This window comes from Neobacillus niacini (assembly GCF_036961885.1).
Taxonomy (GTDB): domain Bacteria; phylum Bacillota; class Bacilli; order Bacillales; family Cytobacillaceae; genus Neobacillus; species Neobacillus niacini_H.
On record NZ_JBALNQ010000074.1, the window covers coordinates 1 to 3,126 of the forward strand.

General features: G+C 30.1%; 4 protein-coding genes. 1 reads left to right on the forward strand and 3 read right to left on the reverse strand.

What is annotated here, in order from left to right; genetic code table 11:
- From V7124_RS24410 to V7124_RS24420, 3 genes are all read right to left on the reverse strand, one after another.
- Positions 1–457 (reverse strand): phage holin (locus V7124_RS24410; RefSeq protein ID WP_335494233.1); only part of this gene is annotated, 457 nt, incomplete at its 3' end.
- 59 nt (positions 458–516) lie between these two features.
- A complete protein-coding gene (locus V7124_RS24415) occupies positions 517–1,560 on the reverse strand; it encodes an acyltransferase family protein (protein ID WP_335494235.1) in 1,044 nt (347 codons plus the stop codon).
- A 197-nt stretch (positions 1,561–1,757) separates the two neighbouring features.
- Positions 1,758–1,919, reverse strand: coding sequence for a hypothetical protein (locus V7124_RS24420; RefSeq protein WP_335494237.1), 162 nt, complete (start codon positions 1,917–1,919; stop codon positions 1,758–1,760).
- 236 nt (positions 1,920–2,155) lie between these two features.
- On the opposite strand from V7124_RS24420, the gene V7124_RS24425 reads away from it, so the two are divergent.
- On the forward strand, positions 2,156–3,126 hold a 971-nt coding region (locus tag V7124_RS24425; protein WP_335494239.1), incomplete at its 3' end, for an acyltransferase family protein.

Consider the following 3,126-nt stretch of genomic DNA (forward strand, 5'->3'; position numbering starts at 1 on the left):
CGCCAGTATTTCTCGCCATGGTAAACATTGACGAGATAAACGCTGATTGCTCCTCTGCCGTACCTGGGATTGAGTAAAGGTCTTGACTCACTAAAAACTGATTTACCAATGCAATAGCTAAAACAATCGTTCGAATTATCGTACCTTTATCCATTTTTATTATCCTTCCTTCTAATTTATCAATCCTTTTGTGGAGCGATTTATTACTTTCGACAATACGAACTACCTCGATGTTTAACTGCTGCATTTGCCTCTCATTTGCTTTTAAATCAAATTGAATATCGTCCATGCCTTTACCGATGTAATCCAATTGCACTTGGATTTTAGCATCCTGTCGTGTGTCTATTTTAGAATCTTTTTGTTTATAAAACTGATAAGTAAGGTAGCTTTGTAACAATCCTGCAGTTGCAATTAATACACCAATCTCAATAGTCATTCCATCACCGACCTTTTTCACAAAATAAAAAGAGCCCTGGAAGGACTCTTAATCAATAATATTTAGTTCGTCTTTTCGTCCTATTTAGACTCATTTATTTCATTACTTAGTTCTAACTTTCTTCTTATTATTAAATTGTCATCAGTGGAAAAAACAATTTTTTTAATTTTAGGTAAGATCCTCTTTAACGCGATACTTAATCCGATAAGTAATAATAAATAAATAATAAAACCAACGTAACTACCAAAATACTTAAACACATCATATTTAAATAAAAAAACAAATTCGAAAAGATATAGTTCATAGGAGTAATTACCAATAACTGTTAGTATCTTAGATTTAAATCCGAAATAACCTACTGTTACAAGTAAGCCAATAATTCCAATACCCCAAAAAATATTATTAATATGATATTTATAAGGAGGTAAGTCTTTTATCCCTGGGGTTATTGTGCTGAAATAATATAGTAAACACAAAGAAGAAACACTAATAAGTATATATATCGCGCTGTTTTTCTTACATTTATCAACCAACTTATCATAATATAGCCCTAGAAAAATACCCATTGGAAACATAAAAGCATATAACCCAAATTGATACGACATCGCATTCAAAAATTCAAGTTGAGGGTAATGAAATAAAATAATATACGAAAAATAAATTAGAATTGTTATCTTAATTGAATTTTTTATTGGCAGAGAAAAGACAAGAAAAAACATTCCATACCAAAGTACAGAGTATGTTATATACCACATAGACGGGTCAATTGCTCTATTTAAGTCCAGTCCTATCAAAGCTAATATAATATCAAATTGATTAAATTCTTTCTCAAAGATAAAAATATCTATAATCACCCAAAGCAATGTCACTAGAAAATATGGAAATATAACTTTATCAAATCTTTTAAAAAAGAAGTTATCCAATCCATTATGCATGTATGACTTTGTTATTCCATATCCGGATAGGATAATAAATATAGTAACACCCAACTGTCCTCCCCAGATTAAGTAAGGTATTTCAAGTATTCCTCTTTGAATCATGTGGCCGACAATTACTAATAGTATTGCCAACCCCTTTAACTGAGTTGTTACACTAATACTTATGTGTGGACCTTTCTTAGTCACATCAATCCCCCATTAAATACTCACTAGTTATGTCATACTTGTAAAAGTAATCCAAAAAAATTTACACTACCAAAATATTAACAATTTATTATCATAGTGTCTACAATAGATTACAAAATTCTTGCTTACTCGAAGCACCATATTATGAACGAGCGAACCTTATCTTCAGTAAGCATTACGGCAGTTCTCATAACACCCTAAATATCGTATTCACAAACATAACTACCATCTTTCTTAGCCGCAGCAATCGCACCCGCCAAATCAAAGCAATAGCTAACGCAAAGTAGATAGAAATTTACAGCCATATACTTCGCTAAAAAATGAGTAGATTGCACCTGCAGCCACACTGAAAAAACCATTTCAGAAGGTAAATAACGCGCTTAAATCTAGAGTTACTAAAACTGTTTCATCCCTTTACCTCCTTAAATTATAAGCACAAAAAAGAGAGTTGTTATCAACCCTCTCCAACTCAATTTTTTAATAAATTAGGATTTCTCTACCCAGAAAATTTGTTTAAATATTTTCCTGTAAAAAGATATTGCTTTTTTTCAGATTTTGGCAAATAATTTAATAAGCATTTATTGGGGGTATTTTTTTGTCGAATCGATTAGAAGAACTTGACTCTTTGAGAGGGATAGCTTCCCTTACTGTTGTTATTCATCACACTTTGTTAACATTACCTATTTTTTTGGCTGCACATCAACACGAACAGATTAATTCTACTATAGTAAAGATATTTACCAACTCACCTTTACATATTATATGGGGTGGTCATGAAGCAGTTATTTTATTCTTTGTTTTAAGCGGATTTGTTTTATCTCTTCCTTTCTTAAAAGGTAATTCCGTTTATTACCCTTTCTATATATACAAAAGATTTTGTAGAATTTATATACCATATATTGTATCCATATTAATATCAGGACTATTATTTATTTATCTTAATGATAAAAATGCGCATTCTTTTAGTGATTGGTTTAATAATATGTGGTCCGACCCAATTACGATAAAAACGGTTTTAGATTACACATTAATGTTAAGTTATGATACCCATAACCTAAATACGGTAACTTGGAGTTTAGTTCATGAAATGCGCATTTCGCTGTTCTTTCCATTTTTGCTTATTCCAATAATAAAATACGATTGGAAAAAGTCATTACCGCTGTGTATGTTCATAACATTGTCATTGTGGGTAATAACTTTGAACATTTCTTTATTAATTAGTAACGAATTTTTATTCCGCTTTATATACTCTTATTCTTATACTTTTTACTACAGCTCTTTTTTTGTTATCGGTGCTGTTTTTGGGAAATATTACAACACAATTAAATCTTTATATAAAAGAGCAGATATAAAAGTAAAATCCTTTTTAGCCCTCGTTTCAATATTATTATATTCATGTGAATGGGCATTACCGGGGCTAGGTAAATTAAAGTATAGTACTTTAGAAAATCCATTAAATATTAATATTTTTAATACACTAATTGATTTTTTAATCGCTTTAAGCGTTCTAATGTTATTTACAATTTCTTTAAGTAGTCATAGATTTCAAATTGTATTAAAAAATCA